This is a genomic window from Glycomyces dulcitolivorans (genome assembly GCF_003265355.1).
Lineage (GTDB): Bacteria > Actinomycetota > Actinomycetes > Mycobacteriales > Micromonosporaceae > Glycomyces > Glycomyces dulcitolivorans.
This window is the reverse complement of record NZ_QFRW01000081.1, coordinates 38,489-59,865: the sequence shown is the minus strand read 5'-3', so window position 1 is coordinate 59,865 and position 21,377 is coordinate 38,489. Positions and strand designations below refer to the sequence as shown.

18 protein-coding genes are annotated in these 21,377 nt (G+C 70.1%); 8 read left to right on the top strand and 10 right to left on the bottom strand.

The features are described from left to right. Positions 1-18: 18 nt before the first annotated feature. Positions 19-1,542, bottom strand: coding sequence for an alpha-L-fucosidase (locus tag DI269_RS08315; RefSeq protein ID WP_112134642.1), 1,524 nt, complete (start codon positions 1,540-1,542; stop codon positions 19-21). Positions 1,543-1,619: 77 nt separating this feature from the next. Here DI269_RS08315 and DI269_RS08310 point away from each other — a divergent pair, with 77 nt between their 5' ends. Then, a complete protein-coding gene (locus DI269_RS08310; protein WP_112134640.1) occupies positions 1,620-2,039 on the top strand; it encodes an RbsD/FucU domain-containing protein in 420 nt (139 codons plus the stop codon). Between the two features lie 38 nt (positions 2,040-2,077). Here DI269_RS08310 and DI269_RS08305 read toward each other — a convergent pair whose 3' ends face one another. From DI269_RS08305 to DI269_RS08280, 6 genes are all read right to left on the bottom strand, one after another. Beyond that, a complete protein-coding gene (locus DI269_RS08305) occupies positions 2,078-4,192 on the bottom strand; it encodes a beta-galactosidase (protein ID WP_112134638.1) in 2,115 nt (704 codons plus the stop codon). A gap of 35 nt (positions 4,193-4,227) precedes the next feature. Then, entirely contained in the window at positions 4,228-6,264 is a 2,037-nt protein-coding gene (locus DI269_RS08300) for an alpha-galactosidase (RefSeq protein WP_112134636.1), read from the bottom strand. Positions 6,265-6,277: 13 nt separating this feature from the next. Then, positions 6,278-7,219 carry a carbohydrate ABC transporter permease gene (locus tag DI269_RS08295; protein WP_112134634.1) on the bottom strand — a complete coding sequence of 314 codons (942 nt, stop codon included), beginning with the start codon at positions 7,217-7,219 and terminating at the stop codon, positions 6,278-6,280. After that, on the bottom strand, positions 7,216-8,199 hold the full coding sequence (locus tag DI269_RS08290) for an ABC transporter permease (protein WP_112134632.1): 984 nt from the start codon (positions 8,197-8,199) through the stop codon (positions 7,216-7,218). The genes DI269_RS08295 and DI269_RS08290 overlap by 4 nt, the downstream gene beginning before the upstream one ends. A 5-nt stretch (positions 8,200-8,204) precedes the next feature. Next, positions 8,205-9,899 (bottom strand): type 2 periplasmic-binding domain-containing protein, encoded by a 1,695-nt coding sequence (locus DI269_RS08285; RefSeq protein WP_112134630.1) that lies wholly within the window; start codon positions 9,897-9,899, stop codon positions 8,205-8,207. A gap of 272 nt (positions 9,900-10,171) precedes the next feature. Continuing rightward, positions 10,172-10,891 carry a FadR/GntR family transcriptional regulator gene (locus DI269_RS08280; RefSeq protein WP_112134628.1) on the bottom strand — a complete coding sequence of 240 codons (720 nt, stop codon included), beginning with the start codon at positions 10,889-10,891 and terminating at the stop codon, positions 10,172-10,174. 302 nt (positions 10,892-11,193) lie between these two features. Here DI269_RS08280 and DI269_RS08275 point away from each other — a divergent pair, with 302 nt between their 5' ends. Further along, complete coding sequence (locus tag DI269_RS08275; RefSeq protein WP_198667257.1) at positions 11,194-12,885, top strand: cellulase family glycosylhydrolase; 1,692 nt, start codon at positions 11,194-11,196, stop codon at positions 12,883-12,885. Between the two features lie 55 nt (positions 12,886-12,940). Here DI269_RS08275 and DI269_RS08270 read toward each other — a convergent pair whose 3' ends face one another. Together DI269_RS08270 and DI269_RS08265 are read right to left on the bottom strand one after the other, a co-directional pair. Then, positions 12,941-13,201: a hypothetical protein gene (locus DI269_RS08270; protein WP_112134624.1), complete on the bottom strand. Its 261-nt coding sequence runs from the start codon at positions 13,199-13,201 to the stop codon at positions 12,941-12,943. After that, entirely contained in the window at positions 13,198-14,010 is an 813-nt protein-coding gene (locus tag DI269_RS08265; protein WP_112134622.1) for a phytanoyl-CoA dioxygenase family protein, read from the bottom strand. The genes DI269_RS08270 and DI269_RS08265 overlap by 4 nt, the downstream gene beginning before the upstream one ends. A gap of 70 nt (positions 14,011-14,080) precedes the next feature. On the opposite strand from DI269_RS08265, the gene DI269_RS08260 reads away from it, so the two are divergent. Continuing rightward, entirely contained in the window at positions 14,081-14,839 is a 759-nt protein-coding gene (locus DI269_RS08260; RefSeq protein WP_112134620.1) for a helix-turn-helix domain-containing protein, read from the top strand. Here DI269_RS08260 and DI269_RS08255 read toward each other — a convergent pair whose 3' ends face one another. Further along, positions 14,840-15,865: a LacI family DNA-binding transcriptional regulator gene (locus DI269_RS08255; protein ID WP_112134618.1), complete on the bottom strand. Its 1,026-nt coding sequence runs from the start codon at positions 15,863-15,865 to the stop codon at positions 14,840-14,842. A 182-nt stretch (positions 15,866-16,047) separates the two neighbouring features. Between DI269_RS08255 and DI269_RS08250 the strand changes: the two genes are divergently transcribed. From DI269_RS08250 to DI269_RS08230, 5 genes are all read left to right on the top strand, one after another. Further along, the gene (locus DI269_RS08250; RefSeq protein WP_112134616.1) at positions 16,048-17,133 is read left to right on the top strand and encodes a non-reducing end alpha-L-arabinofuranosidase family hydrolase; all 1,086 of its coding nucleotides are present in this window, start codon (positions 16,048-16,050) and stop codon (positions 17,131-17,133) included. Then, on the top strand, positions 17,127-17,789 hold the full coding sequence (locus DI269_RS08245; protein WP_112134614.1) for an RICIN domain-containing protein: 663 nt from the start codon (positions 17,127-17,129) through the stop codon (positions 17,787-17,789). The genes DI269_RS08250 and DI269_RS08245 overlap by 7 nt, the downstream gene beginning before the upstream one ends. A gap of 86 nt (positions 17,790-17,875) precedes the next feature. Further along, positions 17,876-18,784, top strand: a complete 909-nt coding sequence (locus DI269_RS08240) for an alpha/beta hydrolase family protein (RefSeq protein WP_112134612.1) — start codon at positions 17,876-17,878, stop codon at positions 18,782-18,784. Continuing rightward, positions 18,781-20,400, top strand: coding sequence for a glycoside hydrolase family 43 protein (locus DI269_RS08235; RefSeq protein ID WP_112134611.1), 1,620 nt, complete (start codon positions 18,781-18,783; stop codon positions 20,398-20,400). The genes DI269_RS08240 and DI269_RS08235 overlap by 4 nt, the downstream gene beginning before the upstream one ends. 9 nt (positions 20,401-20,409) lie before the next feature. Further along, positions 20,410-21,377, top strand: a 968-nt coding sequence (locus DI269_RS08230; RefSeq protein WP_112134691.1) for an endo-1,4-beta-xylanase, incomplete at its 3' end; no start/stop codon positions are given.

Below are 21,377 nucleotides of genomic sequence, written 5' to 3'. Positions count from 1 at the left end.
GCGCCACCACCGCAGTCCCTAGTGGAGGAACTCGTGCCGCGGCTGCACGGCCTCCGGCGCCAGGGCGATCCTGACGACCGCCGCCCGGTCGGTCCGGACGACCAGTTCGCCCGCGGTCTGCTCCCACTCGACCGGCCCGCTCTCCCCGAGCAGGGCCACGTCCTTGACCGCGCGCGTCAGCAGCCCGGCCCCGCTCCCGAAGGCGCGCACGCGAAGCGCCCCGTCCTCCGGCTCCCCGAGGGGGATCGCGTACACGAAGTCCCCGGCCGGGTACGACTTCGCGGTGAACCGGAAGTCGGCGCCGGTGAACTCGCGCGCCTCCCCGTCGACGAACGACCCGGCCGCCACCGCGGTCGGCCCCTCCACCGCGATCGCCCACGGCCGCGTCCCGTAGACCGCCTCGCCGTTGACCGACAGCCACTGCCCGAGCCGCAGCAGCAGCTCCTGCTCGGCCTCGGGGATCGTGCCGTCCGGCTTCGGGCCGACGTTCAGCAGCAGCACCCCGTTCTTCGCCACGACGTCGACCAGCTCGGCGATCAGGTCCTCGGCGGACTTGTACTCGTGCGTGGGCACCCAGCACCACGACGTCTTCGACACCGAGGTGTCGTTCTGCCACACCGCGGGCCGGATGTCCCCGGTCGTGCCCCGCTCGATGTCGTACACCGCCGAGCCCTCCGCGAAGGCCTCCCACTTGTAGTTGATGACGACCCCGCGCCCCCAGGACGCGGCCCGGTTGTAGTAGTAGGCCGCGAGCATCGCCAGGTACGGCTTGAAGACCGGCTGCTCGATCCACCAGTCGAACCACAGCACCTGCGGGCGGTACTTGTCGATGACCTCGACGGTGCGCAGCAGCCAGTCCTCGATGAACCGCTCGTTCGGGGCGGTCTCCTCGCGTTGCGCGGGTCCGTAGAAGTCCTGGGTGCGGGGGTCGAGCACGTCGGAGTCGAACTTCGCGCCGCCGTTCATGAAGAACCAGTGCTCGGCGCGGTGCGTCGAGGCGCCCCGCACCATCCACGCCTTGTCCACGGCCGCGGCGAGGTCGCCGAACACGTCCCGCTCGGGGCCCATCCGCGCCGCGCTCCAGCGCGAGCGGTCGGTGTCGTACATGGCGAACCCGTCGTGGTGCTCGGCTACGGGCACGACGAACTGGGCGCCCGCGCGCCTGAACAGCGCCGCCCACGCGTCGGGGTCGAACCGCTCCATGGTGAACGAGGGGATGAAGTCCTTGTACCCGAACTCCTTGTGCGGACCGTAGGTCGCGACGTGGTGGGCGTGCTCGGCCGTGCCCTCCTTGTACATGTTGCGGGAGTACCACTCGTTGGCGAACGCGGGCACCGAGTAGACGCCCCAGTGGATGAAGATCCCCAGCTTCGCGTCCTGGTACCACTGCGGAGGCTCGTACGCCCGCAAGGACTCCCAGGTGTCGGTGTAGGGGCCGGCGTCGATCACGGCGCGCACGGCCGCCAGCGCTTCGGTGTTGTCGGAGACGTCGACTGGGTCGGGCAGGGCCCCAAGGTCCAGCGGCGGCAGGTGGTCGGTCACGTCGGCTCCCTTTCGAGTGCTGTCATACGGAAAAACGAAATGCTGTTCAACGATTCGAGAGACGGGAACCCTCCGCCATGCTGACGACCGAGCTCATCCACCCTCCGATCCTCGCCGCGCTGGCCGCCGCCGGCCACGGCTCGCGGGTCCTCATCGCCGACGGCAACTACCCGGCCGCCACCGCGAGGAATCCCCTTGCGGCCCTGGTGCACCTGAACCTGCGGCCCGGCGTCCTGACCGTGGACGAGATCCTGGATCCGCTGCTGACGGCGGTCGTGATCGAGTCCGCCGCGGTCATGTCGCCGCCCGACCGGCGGCCCGTCGCGGCGCATGCGGGCTTCCAGGCCGCGATGCCGGGCGTGGAGATCGTCCAGCTCGACCGCGAGCCGTTCTACGCCGAGTCCCGCGGCGGCGACGTCGCCCTGGTCATCGCCTCGGGCGACCGCCGCGCCTACGCGAACCTGCTGCTGACCATCGGCGTGACCCCGCAGCTGTGAGGCGGTGCGGCCGGCCGGGGGACCGGCGGGCCGCACGCTCAGCGGACTTCCAAGAGCACCTTGACGTCCCACGGTCCCAGCCGCAGCGAAGCACCGGCCTCGTACGCGGTGTCGTCGAGTGCATCGACGGCCGCGGCCGGGACGACGAACTCGACCTCGTCCCAGGACCAGTTGTGCACGAACCGGACCGTGCGGCCGTCGCCCGCGGTGCCGCTCGTCGCGGTCACGCTCGGGTGCGCGGGCCGCCAGGGGTCCTCTGGTGCGATCCAGCCGAACAGCGCCTCGGCGAGCGCGTCGTTGGGGACGGTGCCCACATAGGTCACCCGGCCCTGCCCGTGCGCCTTCGAGGCGACGGCGGGGAAGCGCCCGTAGTGCGGGTGCACGTACTCGACGAGCGCCTGCGAGCCGTCCAGGACCAGGCCGTCGGCCCATTTCACGGCCGCCGCATCGGGTCCGGGCTCCAGCGGCGAGTCCTTCGCCGCCCGCACCGCGACCTCCCCGGACAGGTTCGCGAACTCGTCGTACCAGACCCCGGCGGCCTCGGCGAGGCGCGCGGGCTTGAACTCCAGCCGCGCCCGCGCCTCCTGGTCGCCGTACCCGGTGCGCGGGCCCAGCACCAGGTGCCCGCCCGCGGCCGCGTACCGCCCCAGCCAATCGAGCAGGTCGTCGTCGGCGGCGTAGATCCCGGCCGCCACGAGCACCGGCAGGTCGGCGACCGCCTGCTCCGGTGTGCCGAGCTGCTCGGTGTGGACGATGCGCACCTGGAGCCCGGCGTCGAAGGCGCCCTTGTAGAACGGCCCGGAGATCGAGTGGAACGAGTCGCGGTCGGGGGAGCCGTCGGCGTGCGCCAAGGCGGGCTGCGCCGTCAAAGCCCACTCGCTCTCCTTGGAGTACAGGATCGCGACGTCGGCGTGCGGCACCAGCCCTTCCAGCGCCGGTCCCGCCTTGCGGAGCTCGGCGCCCAGTCGCGCCAGCTCCCGGTAGGTCCGGCCCGGCTTTCTGCTGTGGGGGAGGACCCCGCCCCAGTACGTCTCCGCTCCGAAGTGGAGCGTGTGCCAGTGCCAGTACTCGATCATCCGCGCCCCGCGAGACACCAGCGCCCAGCCCGCCTGGCGCCACTGCCCGTCGTAGGCGGGCATGTTGTGCGAGGGCTCGCCGATGGCCTGCGCGTTCGTCTCGGTGACCAGGAACGGCTCCTGCCGCGACCCGTACATCGCGTCCGCGGCCCGGTACAGCGCCGCGGTCCCGTGCAGCGTCCAGTGCGGCGTCGGGTTCGGATCCTGCGGCAGGGCGAGGCCGTCCTGCATGCGGTAGTACGGGTTCCCGGCCGTCACGGACAGCTCGTCGGCCACCGCGCGCTCGTCAATCCCGGGCCTGCCGTAGCAGATGCAGGTCGTCACGAACTGGTCCACGTTCGCGTACTCGCAGGCGATCCCCACCTGCCAGCCGATGAACTCGGTCGTCTGCTCGGCCTGGAACCGCCGCCACGCCTGCTCGTACTGCGGCTGCGCGTTCCCGTCGGGCCGCCACAGGTCCGCCCACGTCGACAGCCGGTGCGACCAGTACACCAGGCCCCATTCGCGGTTGAGCGTCTCCACGTCGCCGTACTTGTGCCGCAGGTGGTCGGTGAATCGCTGGAACACGCCCTCGTTGTGGTACAGCTGCACGCCCGGCTCGTTGTCCACCTGGAACCCGATGACCGCCGGGTGGTCGGCGTACCGCGCCAGGATCTTGCGGATCACCCGCTCGGCGTGGAAGCGGAACGCCGGATGCGTGTAGTCGACCTCTTGGCGAGCGCCCCAGCCCACGCGGTGCCCGGTCCGGTCCTCGGCCGCGATCTCGGGGTACAGGCGCGCCAGCCACGGCGGCACCGCGTACGTCGGCGTCCCCAGGACCACGCCGATGCCGTGGTCGAGCGCGCCGTCCAGGACCGGCCCCAGCCAGTCGAGGTCGAACCGGCCGTTCTCCGGTTCCCAAGTGCTCCACACGGATTCGCCGACGCGGATCACCGAGAACCCGGCCTCGGCCATCAGGTCGAGGTCCTCCTCCAGGCGGCGCTTCGCCGCCTCGGAGTCGAAGCCGCCCAGGACGTCGGGCTGGTACTCGTAGTAGTAGGCGGCGCCGAAGAGGATCGGCTCGGGCCAGTCGGACATGCGGTTTCCTTCAGTGTTCAGTGCTTACGGCGAACTCAGTGCGGGGCGACCTCGAAGATCCGGGCGCTCAGGCCCGGCGGGACGTCGACCACCGGGACGCCGTCCCGGTCCCGGACCGTCCACTCCGGCAGCGCCGCGGGATACACCTGCGTCAGGCTGCGCCCCTTCAGGTCCGGCAGCGCCAGCTCGGCGCCGTCGCCCCGCGACCACACCGCCAGCAGCGACCCGGCCCCGGACTCCAGCAGCACCGCGATCACCTCGTCGTCCCACCCCGGCAGGCCCAGCGGCCACACCGGCACCGAGGTCGCGATCGCGTCGCGCCGGTCTCGGTGCAGCGCAACGGCTTCGTGCACGAGGGCCGTCTGCTCCTCGCTCAACTCGTTGAGGAACCCCGACAGGTACATCCGGCCCATGACGCCCGAGGCCATCGCGAACGCGGTCTCCTCCGGCGTCATCGAGGTGTCCGGGTACGCCCAGTTGCCCGCCTGCTCGGGCAGGACGCTCGCCGGCGCCGTCGCCGCGACCGCCGGGTACATCCGGTAGTCCTGCTGGTCGCTCGTGGACTGCAGGTGCACCGCAGAGAGCAGGTGGTAGTCCATGCGCATGCCCCCCGACGAGCAGCTCTCCAGGAGCAGCCGCGGATGGCGCTCCTGCACGTCCAGCAGCCAGTCCCGCAGCGCCCGCGTGTGCCCCAGGAGCCCGGCCCCCGGCGCCGCGACGCCGACGTCCGTCCCCGCCCCGATGTTCGAGTTGTAGTCGAGTTTGAAGAACCCGACCCCGAACTCCTCAACGAGGCGGTCCACCGCCTCGTCCAGGTGCGCGCGGGCCGCCGGATGGCGCAGGTCGAGCTGGTAGTGGTTCCCCTCGACGACGCGTTCGCCGAAGCGGCAGAAGAACGCCTCGTCGGGCAGCAGCCCGGCCACCGGCGACTGCGTGCCGACGGCTTCGGGTTCGAGCCACAGGCCCGGCCGCATCCCCGCACTGAAGATCGCGTCCGTCACCGACCGCAGCCCGCCGGTGAACCGGCCGGCGCCCTCGCGCCACTCGCCCGGGCGGTCCCACCAGCCCTCGTCCGGGCCCCCGAACCAGCCCGCGTCGATGCAGAAGTACTCCGCGCCCGCCGCGGCCGCCGCCTCGATCAGCGGCAGCAGCTTCTCGGTCGACGGGTCGCCCATGAGCGTGTTCATGTAGTCGTTGTAGACCACCGGGAACCGCTCGTGCGCGGTCCGCGGCACCCGGATCGCCCGCCGGTACGCCGTCAGGGCCCCGAACGCCGCATCCCTGCCGCCGTCGGCCACGACCAGGCCCGCGGGCACGCTCGTGAACTCCTGTCCCGGCTCCAGGCGCTCGGCGAACTGGTGCTCCAGGTCGGTCGGGCCGAGGACGCCGACCGTGACCGTCCCGGCGTCGCGCGACAGCTCCCAATGCCAGCCCGCGCTCGTCTCCACCTGCCACGCCACAGAGGGACCCTCTGCCGACGCGAGCATGCCCGTGGGCAGCACCTCGCCGCTCGACCAGGACCCGTGGCTGGTCACCGGGAAGTGCCCGCGGCTCGCGAACCCGTACTTGCCGAACGAGAGGTCCGGCAGGAGCTCGGCGAGCGGCCGCTGCTCCCAGCGCCCTTCGCCGAGCCATTCGGCCCGGCCCCACAGCACGTCGAAGTCGGTCCCCGCGACCGAGAACACCGCGGAGGTCACCATGGTCAGCACCAGGTCCCGCTCGCCCGTGTTGCGGACGGTCTGGGTGATCTGGAGTCCCGGCCCGGCCGCGCGGAAGACGCTGACGACCTCGATCACCGACCCCTCCTCGCGCTGGCGGATCCGCAGTTCGTCCCCTTTGGACTCGTGGTCGACGTGGCGCAGCCGCACCCCGGTCGCCGACTGCTTGTAGACCTGGGTGTTGTTCTCGCGGGCCCGGCCCGCGGTGTGGAGTTCGACGATCGGCCACGGCGCCGCCGCGGACGGCGCCTCGGTCCCGGTGGCGAGCCGGACGAGCCGCACCGGTCCGTCCCCGTGGGCGAACCGCAGGTGCAGGCCGGGTCGGCTCCACTCGAACTCGTTGGCGCTGTTCATGACTGGATTCCTCTCAACCCTTCACGGCGCCGGTGATGACGGCTTTGGTGAAGTGCTTCTGGATGAAGGGGTACATGATCACGATCGGGATGATGGTGCAGACGACGACGGCCATCTTGAGCGCGGCGGTCGGGGCGGCTTCGCCTTGGGCCTGGTACTGGGCGGCGGCCTGCGCGCCCTCCGGCAGCCCCTGGCTGGACATGAGCATCCGCTGGAGCACGACCTGGATCGGCTGCGTGTCCAGGCCCGGGGTGTACAGCACGGCCTGGAAGTACAGGTTCCAGTAGCCGACCGCGTAGAACAGGGCGATGACGGCGAGGATGGCCTTCGACATCGGCAGGACGATCAGGAACAGGGTGCGGAACTCCCCGGCGCCGTCCATCTTGGCCGCGTCCAGCAGCTCCCCGGGGATCGAGTTCTGGAAGAACGCGCGCAGGATGATGATGTTGAACGTCCCCACCGCCCCCGGCAGGATGAGCGACCAGTAGCTGTCGAACAGGCCGAGTTGCTGGACGACCAGGAAACTCGGGTACATGCCCGGTCCGAACAGGAACGTCAGCAGGATCAGCCACAGGATCGGGCGGTGCAGGAGTGACCCGGTCCGCGAGAGCGCGTACGCGCCGCAGATGGTCAGGACCATGCTGATGGCGGTGCCGCACAGGGTGAGCAGGCCGGTCAGGATCAGGGAGTCGGTGAGCGCGCCGCCGGAGAAGATCTCCCGGTAGGCCTGGAGGCTGACGTCGGTGGGCAGGAGCAGCAGGTTGCCCCCGGCGCGCGTCAGTGCCCGCTCGCTCGCGAAGCTGGTGGCGACCACGGCCCAGATCGGGAGGACGATCGCGGCGGCGTAGCAGAGCAGGAACGCGGCCTTGACGAGCTTGCCGAGGATCGACGGCTCCTCGTCCCACACGGGGCGGGCGCTGCGGCGGCGGGGTTTGCGAACGTCGGTGGCGGTCATGACTTCTGGTAGATCCCTTGCTCTCCGAGGCGGTGCGCGATGTTGTTGGCGACGAGGATCAGGATCAGGCCGATGACGCCCTTGAACAGGCCCGCCGCGGTGCCGAACGACTCGCCCTGGTTGCCGACGATCGACTGGTAGTACACGAAGGTGTCGAGGACCTCGGTCGACTGGTACCCGATCGAGGAGCGCTGCAGCTGGTACTGCTCGAAGCCGACGGAGAGGATGCCGCCGATCTGGAGGATGAGCAGCAGGATGATGACCGGCCGGATGCTCGGCAGGGTGATGTGCCACATGCGTCGCCACCGGTTCGCGCCGTCCACCGCCGCGGCCTCGTACAGGCTCGGGTTGATCGACGCGAGCGCCGCGAGGAAGATGATCATGCCCCAGCCGGCGTCCTTCCACGCCCACTGCATCCACACCAGCAGCATGAACGTGTCCGGATTGGACGTGAAGTTCAGCCGCTCCCCGCCCATCCCCATGAGCCAGTTGCTGATCAGCCCGTCAGAGCCGAGGACCTGGACGAACACGGTGACGACCAGGACCCACGAGAAGAAGTGCGGCAGGTAGACGACGGACTGGAACGCGCTGCGCAGCCGGATCGAGACGATGCTGTTCATCGCCAGCGCCAGCACGATCGACAGCGGGAACATGAACAGCAGGTTCGCGGCCGAGAACTTCAGCGTGTTCAGCAGCGCCGGCGTGAAGTACGGGTCGTTGAAGAGCCGTTCGAACCAGGCGAAGCCGACGAACGGGTTCTCCCAGAACGGCCGGTACGGGCTGTAGTCGAGAAATGCGATGATGTTCCACGCCGAAGGCCAGTAGTGGAACACCATGAGGTGCGCGACCACCGGCAGCGCGAGCAGGAGCAGCGGCCAGTCGTGGCGCAGCCGCTGCGCGACGGTGCGCTTGCGCCGCACGCGGGGCCGGTCGGGTGCGTGATCGGCTTCCGTCGGCGCCGTGGTCTGAAGCGTCGCCATGGCCGCTACTCGCCGTGGGCGGACAGGTAGGCGTCGGTGTAGTACTGGCGGGCGTTCTCGCCGCCGTTGGACATGAACGTCTCGACCATCTCGGGGATCGAGGAGAGCTCGGCGCGCCCGTAGGCGATGTCCTGCTGCTGGTCCCAGAGCGTCGAACCGGCGGCCTTGAAGTCGGCCGGTCCCTCGATCCGGATGCCCTCGAAGGCGTTCTCGGCCGCGTAGTCCTTGATGGAGGCGTTGTACTCGAAGCGCTTGGCGACCATGTCGGGGTCGCCGGTCAGGAACGTCTGGACCTGTCCGCACAGCTGCTTGTAGTTGATGGGGGCCTGGATCAGGCTGGAGCCCAACTCGGTGTAGACCGGGGAGCCGTCCGCGCCGATCGTGAAGTGCTCGCCTTCGACGCCGTACTGGAGGAGCTGGTATTCCGTGGTGCCGTAGGGGGCCGCGGCCCAGTTCGCGACGTCGAGGAACTCCTCGACCTGCTCGCGGCTGAGGTCCTTGTTGAGGAACGTCCATCCGTCGACGCCGGCGCTCATGTAGACCAGGGGCTCGCGGCCGTTCGCGGCCAGGGCCGGGAGCGGGGCGACCTCGCCCTCGGCCTCGCCGCGCTTGACCTTGAGGTTGAAGTCGTTCCAGCGCACCAGGTTGTCCTGGGTGAACAGGACGGTCCCGGCCTCCTGCATCGCGCCGGGGTCGAGGGTGCCGGTGGGAGCGTCGGGATGAAGGAGCTGCTCGTCCCACAGGGTGCGGCGGAACGTCAGCATCTCGGTGAACTCGGGACGCTCGACGTTGTTGACCATCTTCTGCTGCTCGGGGTCCCAGTTCCAGCCGTCGGTCCCGCCGAGGCCGAACCACTGCCCGACGAACCAGTCCAGGCCCGCGAAGGCCCACTTGCCGTTCGCGTCGTCGGACCAGGCGCGGCAGACCTCCAGCAGCTCCTCCACGGTGGTCGGCATCGCGAGGTTCGCGGCCTCCATGAGGTCGACGCGGGCCAGGATCCCGTTGCCCTGGCCGCCGCTGTAGTTCATTGGGATGCCGTAGATCCCGGCGGTGTCGGGGTCATCGGGGTCCCGCGACCACACCGACTGGCCCCAGGAGGCGCTGGGGAGTCCGGCCAGGAGCGGCCAGCGCTCGGCGATGTCGCCCTTGAGGACCTCGGTGAGGTCGTAGAAGTTGTTGACGACCGTCTCGCGGAAGTTCGAGTGGGAGCCGAGCATCCAGCCGAACAGCTGGATGGCGTCGCCGTACTCGTTCGCCTTGAGCCACTGCACGGACGTGTCGGCGTACGTGTTGCCGTCGGCGTGCCGCAGGTCGATCTTCGTGCCGCCCCAGGCGTCGGCGACCGCGGCGTAGTACGGGTCGTCCGAGGACGGGGTGTCGCCCCAGATCGGCACGGTCAGCTCGTACGTGCCGCTGCCCGAGGGCAGCTCGGTGACGGCCGGGGCCGGCTCCGGATAGGAGGTGAACGCCGAGGGGTGGTTCGGCGGCTCGCCGACCAGGTCGGGCTCCACCGGCAGCGGCCACTCCTTGTAGGTGGGCAGGAAGTCGAAGCCCTCGGTGACCTGGGCGGTGCCCTCCTGCGAGGCGATGTCGGAGCAGGCGGCGACGGCCGGGAGGCCCGCGGCCCCCGCGGTGATGAGCCCGGTGGCCTTGAAGATCGAGCGGCGCTGGAGGCGGGGCGAGGGGGAGGGGTCTGTCACGGTGCGGTCCTTCCGAACGGGCCGCCGTAGGGTGCGGCGGCACGAGGCATCACTAAATTTGGATGTCTGGATAAACAAACGATAGTCACGACGGGGCGAAGTCGCAAGCGCCCAAGGCCCCAAAAGTCAGATGTTTCTGATCATCGCTCGTTCGTTACGGCTTCGTCAAGCCGAAGGTGTCCGGAAAATACCGTTCAAACGTCATAACTCGCGAAAAAAGTTTCGGCCGCGACGCAGATTGATCGAATGAATCTGCCGTCCGGGCCGTCCGGTCACTCCGCCGGATCGGACGCCGGCCGAGCCTCGTCGTCCAGGCTCGGCAGCGACTCCTCAACGCCCAGAAGGTGATTGGCCATCCGCACCCGGGCGCCGTCGGGGTCGTGGTCGCGCAGGGCGCGCCAGATCGCAAGGTGCTCTTCATGGGTGCGCCGGTCGGCGCCGGCCTCGCGCAGGCTCCGCCACAGCCGCTCGCGGACGGTGCGCCCGGCGAGGGCCTCGATCATCCCCGCCAGCACCGGGTTGCCGGTGTGCGCGGCGATGATGCGGTGGAAGGCGATGTCGATCTCGATGATCCGCTCGTGCTCCTCGGGCGCGGTGTCGAGCAGGTGCGCGGCCTCCGCCAGCAGCGCCTCGGCCTCGGCCAGGGCCTCGTCGGTGATGCTGTAGGCCGCCAGGCGGACGGCCTCGGCCTCCAGCAGGCGCCGGATGGCGTGGACGTGGCGGGCCTGCCCCTCGCCCTGGAGCTCGACCACGAACCCCATGGGCGCCAGCAGCCGCGAGACGTCGAGCCCGGTCACGTAGGTGCCGTCCCCCTGGCGGGTGTCGAGCACGCCGAGGATCGACAGGGCCCGGACGCCCTCGCGCAGCGACCCGCGCGAGACGCCGAGCGTCTCGGCCAGCTCCTTCTCGACCGGCAGCCGCTCGCCGGGGTGCAGCTCGCCGCTGAGGATCATGTGTTTGATGCCGTTGACGACGTCATCGGTGCGTGACATGGAAGCAAGTATGTCCGAGGCGCGAGGGGCCGGTGAGGGGGTGCCCCCGCTCCCACGGCGTACCTCACGCCGCCGGTCATGCGATGAATCTTCCCGTCAAAACGGTCATGAGCGGTCATTCGACCTCCGTTCTTCCATGCATCCGTGTCAAAGATTGAACCTTTAGTTGACACGGCCGTCGAAATATTGCAGTCTGTCGATGGCGCCGCGCGGTCTCCGGACCCTGTGGACGGCGCCGGTCACCGAGCACCGACCGCGGCCGACCGCGGGACCCCCAGGTGCGCCGAAAGGGGCAACATCCGTTGATACGCAAGACGTCCAGGCTGCTCACCGCGGCCGCCACCGCGCTCGCGCTGCTGTCGTTCCCGGCCGCCGCGCAATCCGAGGAGCCGGCCGCCGAACCGCAGACCGCGCAGGAGATCGTCGCGGCCATGCAGCCGGGCTGGAACCTCGGCAACTCCTTCGACTCCATGTGCTGCGGCGACGACGAGACCGCCTGGGGGAACCCGCGGACGGACGCCGGCCTGCTCGAAGCCGTCCGCGAGCAGGGCTTCAACTCGATCCGCATCCCCGTCAGCTGGGGCAACCACACCGGCCCCGCCCCCGATTACACGATCGACCCCGAGGTCCTCGACCGCGTCGAAGAGGTCGTCGACCTCGCCCTCGACGAGGGCTTCTACGTCATGATCAACACCCACCACGACTCGTGGCAGTGGATCACCGACATGCCCGCCCAGCACGACGCGGTCATGGCCCAGTACGACGCCACCTGGACCCAGATCGCCGAGCGGTTCAAGGACCACCCGAAGGAGCTGGTCTTCGAGTCCGTCAACGAGGTCGGCTTCACCGGCTCCTCCGGCGCCGAAGAGGACCACCGGTTCATGGCCGAGCTCAACGGCTCCTTCCACGACATCGTCCGCTCCTCCGGCAGCGAGAACGCCGACCGCCTCCTGGTCCTGCCCACGCTCCACACCGGCGCCGACCAGGTCCACATGGACGCCCTCGCCGCCGAGATCGAGGCCCTCGACGACCCGATGCTGGCCGCGACCACCCACAACTACAGCTACTGGCCCTTCAGCGTCAACATCGCCGGCGTCATCCGCTACGACGAGTCCGTCCAGGCCATGCTGGAGGAGAACTTCCAGAGCCAGGTCGACACCTTCGTCTCCAAGGGCATCCCGGTCATCATCGGCGAGTACGGCCTCCTCGACGGCTACGACGTCAAGGTCGAGCGCGGCGAGGCCATGAAGTTCTTCGAGCACTTCTCCTACCTCGCCCGCACCACCGGCATCACCACCATGTGGTGGGACAACGGCACCCACTTCGACCGCTTCGTCCGCGAATGGCGCGACGAGGAGCAGTTCGACTACATCTCCTCCGGCTGGGAGACCCGCTCGGGCACCGCCTCCTCCGACCTCGTGTTCGTCGACGCCTCCCGCGTCCGCAACCAGTCGGTCGAGCTCAACCTCAACGGCCTCGACTTCCGCAACCTCTACTTCGGCAACTCCAAGCTCAAGGAGGGCCGCGACTACACCCTCGACGGCACCACCCTGACGCTCAAGAAGAAGCTCCTCAAGCGCATCCTCGGCGACGGCTGCGAGCCCGGAACCACCGCGCGGCTCGAAGTCCGCTTCTCCGCCGGCGTCCCGTGGACCCTCAACGTCATCGCCGCCGAAGACCCGGTCCTGGCCGACGCCGCCGGCACGACCGCCTCGCTCGTCATCCCCGCCGAGTTCAACGGCGACCGGGTGGCCACCATGGAGGCCTTCTACGCCGACGGCACGTTCGCCGGACCGCACGACTGGACCTCCTTCAAGGAGTACTGGGACGCCTTCAGACCCGACCACGAGGACGGCGAGATCGAGCTGCCCGCGCGGTTCTTCGAGAACGTCCGCGACGGCGACCCCGTCACCCTGACGTTCCACTTCTGGAGCGGGAAGACCCTGGAGTACACCGTCACCCGCACCGGCACCGCCGTCACCGGCACCGCCTGACGAACGCAGACCCCCGGGGCGGTGCGGCGAACGCACCGCCCCGAGGGCCCGCGGACTACTCCAGCTTCTCGAAGAAGAACTCGTGCTTCATGAACGAGGTGTCGTACTCGTGCCCCGGGTACGGCGGCAGCAGCTGCGACGCCTGGAACAGCCGCCACCCGTCGCGCAGCGCCTCCGTCCCCGAGTCGTACGGCGGCAGGTCGCTGTCGCCCGTCGTCGGGTCGGTCTTGCCCGTGCCGTCGTAGAACGCCCAGGCCAGCACCTCCGAGTCCAGCGCTGAAGTGTTCAAGTACAGAACCAGAACCTGCTGCTTCATGCGGCCCTCCCCGGGCGGTTGGCGACCCGGGTCGCCCAGTAGTCGATGTCGAACGAGGCGTCCCCGGTCAGGGCCCGCCACAGCTTGATGCGGTTGAAGATCTCCAGGCGCGCCGTCGCGTGCTCGCACCACGGGAAGTACCGCGACAGCTCCTGCGGGATGCGCGGATCGTCCAGGTCCGCGACGTCCCACAGCCGCACCTGCGGCACCGTCGGGTTGAAGCGGATCTTGAACATGTACCGCCGGATGTCGGAGTCGTTGCGCCGCCCCCCGTGCCAGATCCCGTGGTGCAGCAGCACCACCGTCCCGGCCGGGCACGTCAGGCGGGTCTGCCCGCGCAGGTTCTGGTAGCGGCCCGTGTCGGACTCGTTGGTGCGCCGCAGATGCGAGCCCGGGACCGACAGCGTCCCGCCCATCGTCCCGGTGACCTCCTGCGGGTAGTACATGAGCTGCACGTCGAACGCGTCGGCGCGCGTGTCGATGATCGCGTCCCCGTGCAGCGGCTGCGCCGACCCCTCGTGCGGCTCGCGGATGTGCACCGCGTGGTGGTCCACCGTGGGGTCGGGCCCGACCAGGCTCCGGATCGCCCCGGCCACCGCCGGGACCTCGATGAGGCGCCGCGCGAACGACCCCTCCTCGAACGCCTTCGCCACCGGCGTCCCGTACGGGACGTGGGGGATGCCGGCGTCGAGGACGCCGATCGCCTGCTCGTTGAGTTCTGCCGGGACGACGGCGTCCATGCGGTGGAAGCCGTTCGCGACGAATCGCGCGACCTCGACCGACGACAGGAGTGGTGCTGTGGTTGTCATGCGACGAGCGTATGGAGTACCGTGCCCGCTGTAATGGGTTCGAATCACCGACTAGTGGTTGGTTTTCACTGTGCAGACCGTCAAGGCGTCCCTCGACCAACCGCCCGCCGTCTCCAACGCGGGCGTCGCGGTCCACGGCCGGACCGTGCCCTCCGAGAGCTTCCGCCTGCCCGACCTGTGGCAGCTCCACCTCTACAACTACGAAGGCGAACTCGAAGTCGGCGGCACCCTCCACCCCATCCGCCCCGGGCACGTGAGCCTCATCCCCGCCGACGCCGAGGTCCACTACCGCTACCGCGGGCCCTCCGAGCACCTCTACTTCCACCTGCGCCTCGCCGACCGAGGAGCGGCGCAGACGTTCCCGCTCATGCAGGACGCCGGGCCCGCCGTCCCGGTCCTCGACGCCATGCTCCGCCAGGCCATCACCGCCGCGTCCCCCGCCCGCGCGAACGCCGAGGTCTGGGCCGTCCTGTGGCGCCTGACCCAGCTGCGCCCGCCCGCGCCCGGCGGCCGACCCGCCGTGGCCGCCGCGCTGGCCTACATCGAAGGGCGCCTGCCGAAACCGATCTCGGTCCCCGACGTCGCGGCGGCGGTCGGCCTCTCGCACAACCACCTCACGCGCCTGTTCCGCGCCGAGACCGGCACGACCGTGGTCGCGCACATCCGGCGCCGCCGCCTCGAACGCGCCGCGCACCTGCTGCGCGAGTCCACGCTCTCGATCCCGGCCGTCGCCGCCTCGGTCGGCATCCCCGACCTCCAGGCGTTCAACAAGGCCTGCCGCCGCGAGTTCGGCCGCTCGCCGCGGGCGCTGCGCACCGACCGGCCCTGATCAGTCCCGCGGCGGTGCGGTGCTCTCGCGCACCACGAGGGCGGTCGCGAGTTCGACGCGCTGCTGCGGCAGGGCCCCGCCCGCGGCGAGGTCCACGACCATCCGGGCCGCGGCGGCGCCCATGTCGGCGAGGGGCTGGCGGACCGTGGTCATCGGCGGCACCGACCAGCGGGCCTTGGGCAGGTCGTCGAAGCCGACGACGCTGAGGTCGGCGGGGATGCGCAGGCCCAGCGCCGCCGCCGCGTGGTAGACCCCGATCGCCATGCCGTCGTTGGCCGCGAAGACCGCTGTCGGCCGGCCTTCGGCCCGCAGCAGGTCCAAAGCCAGGTCCCGGCCGGTCGCGATCGCGAAGTCGCCGTGGCGCTCCAGCGCGGGGTCGAGCGGCGCGCCCGCGAGGTCGAGCCCGGACCGGAAGCCGTCGAGGCGCGCCCGGGCGGCCTCCATGTCGTCCGGTCCGGTGATCACGGCGATGCGCCGGTGCCCGAGCGCGAGCAGGTGGCGAGCCGCCGAGAGCCCGCCGTTCCAGTTGCCCGCGCCCACCGAGGGCGCGTCGTGGTCGGGGTCCCCGGTGGGGTCGACCAGGACCAGCGGGATGTCGCGGCTGTAGAGCCGGTCGCTCTGGCCCGGCTTCAGTCCCGAGTAGACGGAGATGACGCCGAGGGGCCTGCGCGCCATGACGTCCTCGACCCAGTCATGGCCCGGGACGTGGCGTCCGCCCAGTTCGGACACGACCACGCCGAGCCGGTGCTCGCGGGCGACGGCCTGGACGCCGTTGAGGATCTCGATGGCGTACGAGCCGCGCAGCTCGTGGAAGAGCACGTCGACGAGCGCCGCCGCCTTCGCCGGGCGCCGCTGCCGCCGGTACCCGCGGGCCCGGATGAGCTCCTCGATCTGCCCGCGCGTCGTCGCGGCCACGTCCGAGCGGCCGTTGACGACCTTCGAGACCGTCGCGGTCGAGACGCCGGCCAGCGCCGCGAGCTGAGCGATCGTCAGTGGGCCGTCAGAAGCGGCGGGGGCGGGGTCCATCGCGGCAGTCTAGCGCCCTGCGCCCCATGCGCACCGCCTTCGATCTCACCGTTGACACAATATCGACGATTCTCTATGATTCGATGCATCTAATTTTCGAAACCCGCACCGAACGTTTCGGTACCGGTTTCATCCTGTGATCGGTAACCACCGGCACGGTTCCTCACATGGAAAGGCGATTCATGCAACGAACGCTTCGCACCCGGGTGCTGGGAGCGCTCGCCGTCCTCGCGGCGGCCGCGGCCCTCGCCTCCAGCTCGCTCACCGCGAGCGCCTCGACGGTCGACGACGGCCCGGTCGGGTCCCAGGCGCTGCCGACGTCCTACAACTGGGACTCCAGCGGCATCCTCGTCTCGCCCAAACCCGATGCGGCGCACAACATCGTGTCGGTCAAGGACCCCACGGTGGTGCGCCACGGCAACGAGTGGCTGGTCTACATGACCACCGCGAACACGGCCGGGAACTGGAGCCTGGCCTACACCCACTTCTCGGACTGGTCCCAGGCCTCCGCCGCGCCGCTGACCTTCCTGGACAACAACCCGAACATCGGCGGCCGGTACGCCGCCGCCCCGCAGATCTTCTACTTCGCACCCAGGAACGAGTGGTACCTCGTCTACCAGACCGGGCCGCCGTCCTACTCCGTCAGCACGAACCCGACGAACCCCAACAGCTGGTCGGCGCCGCGGAACTTCATCTCCAGCACGCCGCCGATCGTGCAGCAGAACAGCAACGGCTTCTGGCTGGACTTCTACAACATCTGCGACGCGACCATGTGCTACCTGTTCGCCGGCGACGACAACGGGCACGTCTACCGCTCCGAGACGACGATCGGCGAGTTCCCGAACGGCTTCCGGAACACGCAGATCGTCCTCCAGGACTCGCAGTTCAACCTCTTCGAGGGCGGCGCGGTCTACAAGCTCGACAACACCAACCAGTACCTGCTCATCTGGGAGTCGATCGGCTCCGATGGCGTCAGGTACTACCGCTCCTACACCGCCAACGGGCTCACCGGGCAGTGGCAGCCGCACCGGGCGACCCAGAACGCGCCGTTCGCCGGGCCCGCGAACGTCACGTTCCCCGGCGGCCGGTGGACCGCCGACATCAGCCACGGCGAGCTGATCAGGGCCGGCAACGACCAGACGATGACGTTGAACACCAACAACATCCAGATGCTCTACCAGGGGCGGAACCCGAACTCCGGCGGCGAGTACTCGCAGCTGCCGTACCGGCTCGGCCTCCTGACCCTGCGAGGAGGCTCCACGTGCTGAACCCCGTGAACCCCCCGTTCCCCGAACCCGCGAAGGAGTACCCGATGGCCTCGGCCGCACCCGATCTCTCGATCCTCACCCGGTGGGTGCGCGGCCTCGCCGCGCTCGTCGCCGCGGTCGTGGTCGCCACCGCCGGACTGGTCGCCTTCCAGGCCGACCGGGCCGACGCGCAGCCCCCGAACACCAGCGACTGGTACACGATCGTCTCCCGGCACTCCGGTCTGGCCTTCGACATCCAGGGGGCGTCGACCGCGACCGGCGCGATCCTCACCCAGTACACCGAGCACGACGGCTACAACCAGCAGTTCCGGTTCATCGACTCCGGGAACGGCTACTACCGCATCCAGGTGCGCCACACCGGGCAGGTGCTCGACGTGTGGAACTTCAGCACCGCGAACGGCGGCACGATCGCCCAGTACACGAACCTCAACGGCAACAACCAGCAGTGGACGGTCTCCAGGAACTCGGCCGGCTACTACACGTTCGTGAACCGCCACTCCGCCAAGGCGCTGGACGTCTACAACTTCTCGACCACCGCGGGCTCCTCGATCGTCCAGTGGACCCCGACCGGGGCCAACAACCAGCAGTTCTCCCTGGTCCCCGCGGGGGCCACCTGCGGCGCGGACACCGTCCTCGCCGACATCGCCGGGAGCTGACCGACCGGGACCGGGGCGGGGCGCCGCACCCGCCGGTCCGCGACCGCCCCGTCCCGGTCCCCCTCCGCACGAACGAAGGAGCAAGCATGACCGTCCCCCGCCGAACCGTCATCGGCCTCGCCGCCGCCGCGGGCGCGAGCACCCTCATCGGCGCCGCCGCACCGGCCCTCGCGCGGCCCGCCCCGACTCAGACGTTCCCGCTGGGCGTCCGCGAGTTCACCTGGGGCCGCGCCGGGCGCACCCTGGTCACCCGCATCTTCTACCCGGCCGCCTCCGGCACGCCCGGCGCCGACCCGGTCCCGAACGCCCCCATCGCGGACGGCCGGTTCCCCGTCGTCGAGTGGAGCCACGGCCTCGGCGGCAACCCCGAAAGCTACGGCGTGCTCATCCGGCCCCTCGCCGCCGCGGGCTTCATCGTCCCCGCCCCCGTCTTCCCGACCACCACAACAGGTTCGGAGGGGAACGTCGGCGACGTCTACAACGGCAACCAGTCCATGGACGTCACCGAGGTCCTCACGCAGACCCTCGCCCTCGGCGAGCCCGGCTCCGGCGACCCCTTCGAAGGCCGCATGGACACCGACCTCGGCGTCGGCGCCGCCGGACACTCCCTGGGCGGCATGACCACCCACGGCCTCCTCACCGCCTGGCCCGACCCCCGCATCACCGCCGCGATCCCGTACGCGTGCGTCGACATGGGCAACCCCACCGGGACCGTGGACGCGAAGGTCCTGTTCGTCCACGGCGACCAGGACCCCATCTGCGACTACGACCTCGCCCGCCGGGCCCACGCCGAACTCCCCGCGCCGAAGGCCTTCATGACCCACACCGGGCAGGGCCACGACGAGTTCATCTGGAACGGCCCCACCTACCCCCAGACCGTCGCGACCAGCCTCGACTGGATGCGCTGGGCCCTCTACGGCGACACGGCCGCCCGCGACCGGCTCGCCTCCGACGCCACGGGCGGCGGCATCGTCTGGGAGGCCGATCTCTCATGACCGAACCGATCGAACGCTGGCTCGACCACCCGGGCAGCCGCCGGCGGCTGCTCATCGGCGGGGCGGGAGTGCTCGCCGGCGCCGCCGCCGCGACCGCCCTCGTCCCCTTCACCGGCGCCGAGGCCCAGCAGACCTACGCGAACCCGGTGGTGTGGCAGGACTTCGCCGACGTCGAGGTCATCCGCGTCGGGTCCGACTTCTACATGACCGCCTCGACGATGCACTACTCGCCGGGCGCGCCCGTGCTCCATTCGAGGGACCTCGTCAACTGGGAGTTCATCGGCCACTCGGTGCCGCGCCTCGACTTCGGCGCCAAGTACGACCTGAACGGCGCCCGCGGCTACGTGCGCGGCATCTGGGCGTCCACGATCGCTCACCGCCCCAGCGAGAACCGCTACTACTGGCTCGGCCAGATCGACTTCGCCCGCTCCTACATGTACACCGCGACCAACCCCGCCGGGCCCTGGACCCAGTACGCCCAGCTCGCCCGCGCCTACTACGACGCCGGGATGCTCGTCGACACCGACAACACCATCTACGTCGCCTACGGCAACACCCAGATCTCGGTCGCCCAGCTCTCGGCGGACGGCAAGACCGAGGTCCGCAACCAGCAGGTCTTCTCCACCCCGTCGAACATCGGCACCCTCGAAGGGTCCCGGTTCTACAAGATCAACGGCTCCTACTACATCTTCCTGACCCGCCCCGCCAACGGCCAGTACATCCTCAAGGCCTCGTCCCCTTGGGGCCCTTACACACTCCGCCAAGTGCTCCTCGACATGCCCGGCCCGATCAGCGGCGGCGGCGTCCCCCACCAGGGCGGCCTCGTCTCCACCCCCGGCGGCGCCTGGTACTACATGGCCTTCGTCGACGCCTACCCCGGCGGCCGCATGCCCGCCCTCGCCCCGATCACCTGGACCGCGGACGGCTGGCCGCAGGTCACCACCGTGAACGGCGCCTGGGGGAGCAGCTACCCGTTCCCGAACCTCACCCCGGCCCCGGTGCCCTCCCTCATCGGCACCGACGCCTTCACCGCATCGACCCTCGCCGCCAAGTGGGAGTGGAACCACAACCCCGACGACACCAAGTGGACCACCGGCAACGGCCTGCGCCTCCAGACCGCCACCGTCACAAGCGACCTCTACAACGCCCGCAACACCCTCACCCACCGCATCCAGGGCCCGACCTCCACCGCCACTGTCGAGCTCGACCCGTCCGCGATGGCGAACGGCGACCGCGCGGGCCTCGCCATGCTCCGCGACGTCTCCGCCTGGATCGGCCTGCGCCGCGACAACGGCGTCACCCGCCTCTCGATGACCGACGGCCTCACCATGGACGCCAACTGGAACACCACCGGCACCGGGACCGAACGCGCGAGCGCCGAACTCTGCTCGAACCGCGTCTGGCTCCGCGTCACCGCCGACATCCGCCCCGGCTCCGGCCGCCAGGCCCTCTTCTCCTACAGCGAGGACGGCACGGCCTTCACCCCGCTCGGGCCCGCGTTCACCCTGCACAGCAACTGGACCTTCTTCATGGGCTACCGCTTCGCCGTCTTCAACCACGCCACCCAGACCCTCGGCGGTGCCGTCACCGTCAACCGATTCACCGTCAGCACGTAAGGAGTCGCAATGACCGAACCACGACCGAGGCCGCGCAGCGTCCGACGCCGCCTGGCACTGGCGACGGCCGCCGTCGCCGCAGCGGGGATCGCCGCCGCGAGCGCGCTGATCTTCACCAGCCCCGCACAGGCCGCGACCACGCTCGGCGCCTCGGCGGCCGAGTCCGGCCGCTACTTCGGGGCCGCCGTCTCCACCCAGTACCTGAGCGAGTCCGCCTACGCCAACACCCTCGGCACCGAGTTCAACTCCGTGGTCGCCGAGAACGCCATGAAGTGGGACGCCACCGAGCCCAACCCGGGCCAGTTCAACTTCTCCGGCGGCGACCAGCTCGTCAACTGGGCGCAGGCCCGCGGCATGAAGGTCCGCGGCCACACCCTCGTCTGGCACGCCCAGCAACCCGGCTGGGTCCAGGGCCTGACCGGCCAGAACCTCCGCAACGCGATGAACAACCACATCGCGGGCGTCGCGAACCACTACGAGGGCAAGGTCTTCGCCTGGGACGTGGTGAATGAGGCGTTCGAGTGGGACGGCAGCCGCCGCCAGTCCAACCTCCAGCAGCAGCTCGGCAACGGCTGGATCGAGGAGGCGTTCCGCGCCGCCGACGCCGCCGACCCGGCCGCCAGGCTCTGCTACAACGACTACGGCACCGACGCGATCAACGCCAAGAGCACCGCGATCTACAACATGGTGCGCGACTTCAAGTCGCGCGGCGTCCCCATCGACTGCGTCGGCTTCCAGACCCACATCGCCCACAACGAGAACCTGTCGAGCTACCAGGCCAACCTCCAGCGCTTCGCCGACCTCGGCGTCGACGTGGAGATCACCGAGCTCGACGTCGGCCAGGGCTCCGGCCAGGCCAACACCTACGGCACCGTCACCAACGCCTGCATGGCCGTCGCCCGCTGCACCGGCATCACCGTCTGGGGCGTCACCGACAAGTACTCCTGGCGCACCGACAACCCGCTGCTCTTCGACGG